Origin of the sequence: Streptomyces sp. NPDC058534 (genome assembly GCF_042717365.1) — a bacterium.
GTDB lineage: Bacteria > Actinomycetota > Actinomycetes > Streptomycetales > Streptomycetaceae > Streptomyces.
Map to the genome: position 1 here is coordinate 28,387 of NZ_JBHXNW010000059.1, position 6,587 is coordinate 34,973.

Consider the following 6,587-nt stretch of genomic DNA (forward strand, 5'->3'; position numbering starts at 1 on the left):
CGCCCGCGGCGGGGGGGGCCCGAGGGCCCCCCCCCCCCCCGCCCCCCCCCGGGGGGCCCCCCCCCCCCCCCCCCCCCCCCCGCGCCGCGGGGGGCCCCCCCCCCCCCCCGGCCCAACCCTCCGGAAACACCTGCCGCAACCAGCCGAGGTCGTACTGCGGGTGAGCCAGCTGCCGGTGGTCGTCGCACTGCTGGAGCACCTCGAACGCCTGCCGCAGCAGCTTGGACCGCTCGGCCGGCCCGCTGGAGGCGGCCAGCACCCGAAGCGTGACAGCCTTGATGCGGGCGGACGGGGAATTCGCGCAGCGGGCCAGCTGTTCCGTCGCCAGGTCCCAGGACCGCTGCTCGAGCCCGAGCGCGAGGCACGCTTGCGCCGCGTCGGTACGCCAGGGCAGTAGCGAGGGCAGGTCCATTCCCCAGCGACCAGCCAGTTCACCGATGGTCAGGAAGCCTTCCAGCGCCGAGTGGATCTGCCCGTCCGCGAGGTGAAAACGACCGCGGGCCTGCAGGTAGCGCAGGCCCAGAGGGGTTTCGAACGTGGCGTCGGGCACCGGTATCTCCAGGTACCGCCGCGCCTCGTCGCACTTGCCGAGCGTCGTGTTCGCCTGGATCAGGATGCTCAGTGGGAGGCCGACCGCGACCCCCCAGCTGCGCGCCGGCAGCACGGTCAGGGCGATGTGCGCGTAGTGCTCGGCCATCAGCATGTTGCCGCGACGCAGGTGGATCTCCGCGCGCAGTGCGGCGAACAGACCATGCCAGGTGGGCGCGTTCGCCGCCTCGTCCTGTTCGCACAGAGACTCGCACCACTGCTCCGCGGTGCTCAGCCGGTCGCTGACGATCAGCACCAGCAGTGCGACGATGAGGCAGGACAACGAGCGCTCGCCCAGGCGGTGCGCCCGCAGCTGCTGTTCCGCCCGGTCGACCAGCGCCGCGGTCGGCCCTTGCGTTGTCAGCTGATGCAGCAGCGCGGCCACCTCAAGCGAAGGGCTGATGCTCACCGGGACGGCGCTCGGCGCGTCCTCCCCGGTGCCGTCCGGGTCGCCCGCGGCCTGCTGTCCGGCCGTGGCGGGGAAGGCGGAGTGCAGCCAGAGACGGGAGGCTTCCAGATACGCGGCGGTGCTTGGGGTGCGCATGTCCGGGTTGCCGGCGATCTCCGTCAGCAGTCCACGGACCTGCTCGGCCTGCCCGAACCAGAGCATGGACCGGACAAGCGACGACACCTGGGAGCCCGTCAGGTACCCGTGGCGGGCCGCGTCGACCAGATCGGGCAGGTGGCGGGTGGTCAGGTGCGGATCGGACCGCCACTCGACACGTACGATCATTGCCACGGTCGCGGCCTGCTCATCGGGGACCGAGACTTCCCGGTACGCCAGCCGCAGGAAGTTCAGCGCGAGATCGACGTCGCCGTCCGCCAGGGCCTGTTCCGCCGCGGAACGCAGCAGGGGGACGCCGCAGGGCGGAGTGCGCTCGGCGGCCAGCAGATGCTTGGCGACCACAGCGGTCGAGGCACCGGTTCGGAACAGTGCGTCGGCCACCCTGGTGTGCCGGTTCGCCCGGTCCTCCGCAGTCAGGCCGGCGAGGACCGCAGCCCTGGCCTCCGGATGGCGAAAGCGCCCGTTGGCCAGCACGCCGGTCTCTTCGAGCGCCCGGACGGTCCGCTGCACGGAGGCGGTGTCCATGCCAACCAGGCAGCTGAACAGTGCCGAGTTCGCCGAGTCGCCCAGTACCGCGATTTCCCGGGCGACTTCGAGTGCGGCCTGGCCGCACCGATAGAGGCAGCTGAGCAAGGCCTGGCCGAACGAGGGGCCGACGGCCAGCACCGACGGCCCGTCCCCGCCCGCTGTGCGGTTGTCCTCGATGAGACTGTTGGCCAGGAGTGGATTGCCGCCGCTGACGGCGAACGCGTCGGCGACCAGCCGTCGCGCCGTCACCTTCCCGAAGTGCTCGGCCAGCATGGCCTCCACTCCCAGCGGAGTGAGCAGCGGCAGTGAGATGCGGCGCAGGACCGGTTCTGCCGGCATCTCGGCCTCGAAGAGGATGGTGAGCGGCTCGGACTGAACGGCGTGGTTGAGCACGGTCAGCAGGCGCCCCGGCTGCAGCTGGCGGATGAGGAACGACAGGCACCGCAGCGTCGCCAGGTCCGCGTCCTGCGCGTCGTTGACGCCGATCACGAGGGGGCCGGGGGTGCACTGTGCGAGGTCGAGCAGGAGCATGCACATGTGGTGGAAGAGCAGGGGCGGCACCTCGGAGCCTGGCTGGGCGTGAGCCTCGCCGGCGGAGGTGCCGCCGGTCGCCAGCGAGACCTCGTTGAGCAGAGCCGCTGTTTGTCGCTGGATCTGGGACGGTATCTTCGGGTTCCTCATGAGCTGGGCCAGCACACCGAACGGGATACTCCGTTCCGAACGGGACGCATCGGCCGAGAGATAGACGGCACCCGAGCGAGTCACCTGTTCGGCAAACGTGCGCAGCAGCGTGGTCTTGCCGCTGCCCACGGGCCCGCTCACGACAGCGAGCCGGTTTTCTCCCCCGAGGGAGTCACCGTATAACGACGAAAGTGAGTCAAGCGCGTCATGCCACTCGGGCGGCGCCAGTAAATCCCCGGTTTTCTTCTGTTTGCACAGCGTATTCGTTGCCATCATGCTGTATTCTCCCCCTTGAAGATGCGCATTCTCCGCCCATCGGAGTGTCAGATGGCGATCGGCACAAATGCGCAACGCACGGCTGCGAACTGACGCTACGAGAGAAGCGGGTGACGCCATGGTCTCCTTGCCGGAGTTGCGTCACTCCTGCGAGCAATATTACCCTTCCACCGATTGCGTCCGTTGGCTCGAATTTCCTCCCGTATTGCGCTTCAGCGCTGGATAGATATCTGACACTTCCGGCCCTACCACCTTAGTCGATCACGCCAATCCTGTGTTACGGCTGCGCAACAACTTCCGGCAAGGGGTCCCCTAACCGAAGGGTACAGATCGTCGGCCGGAGTTGAGCCGCACCTCGGTGTGAGGAGATCACGAGCTGTTCCCTCGATCTTGGCCGATATCAGTGCCTTCACCCGTGCACCCTGAAGCAACTCAACGATCCGCCTGGGACAGGCCCAGGACGCCGCTGTGGCAACCGGCACCGTCGCCAGCGGCCAGGGCCTCGGCCGGCTCCACCCCGAGCGATCACCCGGCGCTCCAACACCGCCTCGGCCAAAACGAGTTCGGCAAGGACCCGGTCCCGCTTCCGAACGTCCGAACCCTCCCTCGGCGACGCCGGCGCCATGCCTGATCAGCGATCACGACCGGAAAGACACTTGCCCCAGAGTCATGGACCGCCTTGTCGTCGATGGTGAGTTGACGGTCACCATGCAGGACACCGCCCAGGAAGCCGTTGACCGGCGGGGTGGCGATGATCGCGGTCGGAGGGGGGCCAGGGCCCCGGGGCCCTGGCCGTCACCGGGAGGACCTCGGAGGTGGCCAGGTTTTCCGGCGTCCTGCCCGTGGGCCCGGCAGCGAGGACGGCCGTTGGGGTGCCGGTTGCGTGCACGTCTCCTCGCCCACCAGGCCACGGTTACCGGCGAGTTGACGGGAGGCGGGCAGGGGCCGGGCAGGATGGCATGCGGGCGCGGCCTTCTCGATCACGCTGAGTGGTGTCAACGTGATCATCGAGGGTCGCGCCCTTGACGTTCACCCGCCCCAGCCAAACCCAGTCGCTGCCTCGCTCAGCGAGCACGCATCACGTCTTCCCCCTTACCTGGGCGCACTGTGACTGGTAGTCAGGCAGTCATACGAGCGTCTCAGAACGCGGCGACTTCGACGCGTTCACTGTCGTACGCCTCCTGCGCGGCTGCGATGAACTCGCGGTGGCGCTCGACCCATGCCCCGAGCTGCTCGAAAGCGTTCTCAAGCTCCCGGGCTACGTCACTCGCGGTGTACTCCACCTTCGGCGGCACGGTGGGATGGACGGTGCGGACGATGAGGCCGTTTCGCTCCAGCTGACGGAGCGTCACCGTCAGCATGCGGCGGCTGATACCCGGAATGCTGCGCTCCAACTCGGTGAAGCGGATCGGGCCGCGAGCTACCGCGAGCAGGATGATCTGCACGCTCCACTTGTTGGTGACGCTGACGAAGATATCGCGGAATACGCAGGGCTCGGAGTGGATGACCTGCACTGATACATCAGAGTAACTCTGTGACACGAAAGTTCCTTCTTCCATCGTTCCTCACAGTCGAAGAACATGTACCCGATGAGTAAGAGAACCGATCTGCCGTCAAACAGTTCGCCTGACCAGTGTGTCTTCGCGCGCACCAGAGGACTGCACCTCCACCTCCCATCATGATAATGGCTCCCCTCACGCGCCTGCCTCGCCTCGGGAGGCACACCCAGCTCTGTCCAGGTGCCCGCCTTCCCGCTGTGCGCGGGCATGATCACAGAAACAGAAGGACTCTCTAATGGAAGCTACCGCGACCGGGTCCCCACCGAAGGCTGGGAGCCGGGAATGGCTGGGGCTGGCCGTGCTGGCCCTGCCGACACTGCTGACATCCCTAGACACCAGTGTGCTCTTCCTCGCGCTCCCCCACGTCAGCGCCGACCTGGACCCCAGCGGCACCCAGCAGTTATGGATCATCGACATCTACGCGCTGATGATCGCGGGCTTCCTGGTCACGATGGGAACGCTCGGTGACCGCATCGGCCGCCGTCTGCTGCTGCTGATCGGAGCCTCTCTCTTCGCCGTGGCCTCGGTGGCGGCCGCCTACTCCTCCAGCGCGGAGATGCTGATCGGCACCCGCGCGCTGCTCGGCATCGCCGGCGCCACCCTGATGCCGTCCACGCTCGGACTGATCCGCAACATGTTCCAGGACCCCGCGCAGCGGGCGGTGGCCATCGCGGCCTGGATGAGCACCTTCATGCTCGGCATCGCCGTCGGCCCGCTGGCCGGTGGCGCGCTGCTGGACAGCTTCTGGTGGGGCTCGGTGTTCCTGCTGGGCGTGCCGGTCATGGTCGTGCTGCTCCTCACCGGGCCGTTCCTGCTGCCTGAGTTCCGCTCCGACGAGGCGGGCCGGGTGGACCTCGGCAGCGTCCTGCTGTCCCTGCTGACCACGATGCCGGTCTTCTACGGCATCAAGGAACTGGCCGCAGACGGTCCGGAGCCCCTCACGCTGGGCGCACTCGTGGTCGGCGTCGTCTTCGGCGTCCTGTTCGTGATACGGCAGAACCGGCTCGTCTCGCCGCTGCTGGACCTGTCGCCCTTCAAGAACCGCACCTTCTCCTCCGCCCTGACCGTCATGCTCATCGGCTCCGCCGTGATGGGCGGCATCACCCTCTCCATCAGCCAGTTCCTCCAGCTCGTGGAGGGGATGTCCCCCATGCGGGCCGGCCTTTGGCTGCTGCCCGCCGCCATATCGGTGATCGTCAGCGGCATGGCCTCAGTGGGCCTGGCGCAGAAGCTGGGCGCCGGCAACGTCATCTGTGGCGGCTTGGTGTTCACCGTCGCCGGCGGCCTGATGCTCTCTCAGGTGGACGACTCCTCGGGCGTCGGCTACGTCATCACCTGCTTCTCTCTCGTCTACTTCGGCATCGGCCCGATGTCGGCGCTGACCACGGACATCGTCGTCGGCTCCGCGCCGGCGGAGAAGGCCGGGTCCGCTGCCTCGACCTCCGAGACCAGTACCCAGCTGGGCGTGGCCCTCGGCGTCGCCGGCCTCGGCAGCATCGGCTCGGTGGTGTACCACAACGATGTCGAGGGCGCGATTCCCTCCAACGCCGCGGAGAGCGTGGCCTCGGCCGCCAACGACTCGCTCGCCGGCGCCGTCACCGCCGCCTCCCAGTTGTCCGGTGACGCGGGTGCCGCCCTCCTGGAGGGCGCCAGGTCGGCCTTTGTCAGCGGCATGGGCGCGGTTGGCCTCACCATCGGCGGCCTGGTCGCCGCGATGGTCGTCCTCACTGCGACCATGCTCCGCAAGGGCCCCAGCGGCGGCGATCAGGCCGCTGGTTCCGCCGCGGAGGGCAGCGAGGCTCCGGACGCGACGGCCGAGCCCGTCCCCAGCGGCGAGAGCACATAGGTACGACGCCGCCCCCACACCATCCCGGTCAGCACCGAACGAAGAACAAGAGGAATTCCAGTGAATGTTGAACACGCGCTGCTCACCGTGGCAGACGACCAGAGCGAGAAGTTCGAGGAGGCCTTCAAGGCGGCTCAGGAGGTCATCGTCAAGGCCGATGGCTGCCTCTTCGTGGACCTGCTGCGCCAGACCGACAGCCGCACCAGCTACCTGCTGATCGTCGCCTGGGCCTCGCATTCCACCGCCACCGAGGGCTTCCGGGGCTCGGAGCTCTTCGCGCAGTGGAACGAGCTGCTGATGCCGTTCTTCACCACTGCGCCGGAGTCCATCTACTTCGACCTGCTCTCCCACTTCCCGCCGGACGCCTGAGCGCCCGGAGTACGTTCCCAGGGCCCCGGTACTTCGTCCCGATGGACTTTCCCCCAGTCGTCGAGGCCAAGTACCGGTCCTTTCCGGGGGTATTTAGCCGTCCCGCGGAAAAACCCCGGGAACAAGTTGTTGATGCCCCCCCCGCGCGGGCGCCCGCGCGCCGTCCGGGTATCCG

At 68.1% G+C, this 6,587-nt stretch carries 4 protein-coding genes; 2 read left to right on the top strand and 2 right to left on the bottom strand.

The window, feature by feature from the left end:
- A partial coding sequence (locus ACFWR9_RS29900; RefSeq protein WP_383847273.1) for an AAA family ATPase occupies nt 1–2,503 on the bottom strand: 2,503 nt, incomplete at its 3' end.
- A 1,274-nt stretch (nt 2,504–3,777) separates the two neighbouring features.
- Entirely contained in the window at nt 3,778–4,179 is a 402-nt protein-coding gene (locus tag ACFWR9_RS29905) for a winged helix-turn-helix transcriptional regulator (RefSeq protein ID WP_383847275.1), read from the bottom strand.
- Nucleotides 4,180–4,432: 253 nt separating this feature from the next.
- Here ACFWR9_RS29905 and ACFWR9_RS29910 point away from each other — a divergent pair, with 253 nt between their 5' ends.
- The gene (locus ACFWR9_RS29910; RefSeq protein WP_383847277.1) at nt 4,433–6,043 is read left to right on the top strand and encodes an MFS transporter; all 1,611 of its coding nucleotides are present in this window, start codon (nt 4,433–4,435) and stop codon (nt 6,041–6,043) included.
- 60 nt (nt 6,044–6,103) lie between these two features.
- Nucleotides 6,104–6,412: an antibiotic biosynthesis monooxygenase family protein gene (locus ACFWR9_RS29915; RefSeq protein WP_383847278.1), complete on the top strand. Its 309-nt coding sequence runs from the start codon at nt 6,104–6,106 to the stop codon at nt 6,410–6,412.
- Nucleotides 6,413–6,587: the final 175 nt, after the last annotated feature.

What these genes read in the sequence shown, in the direction of transcription:
- ACFWR9_RS29910 (WP_383847277.1), top strand. Translation starts at nt 4,433, where the DNA reads ATGGAAGCTACCGCGACCGGGTCCCCACCGAAGGCTGGGAGCCGGGAA.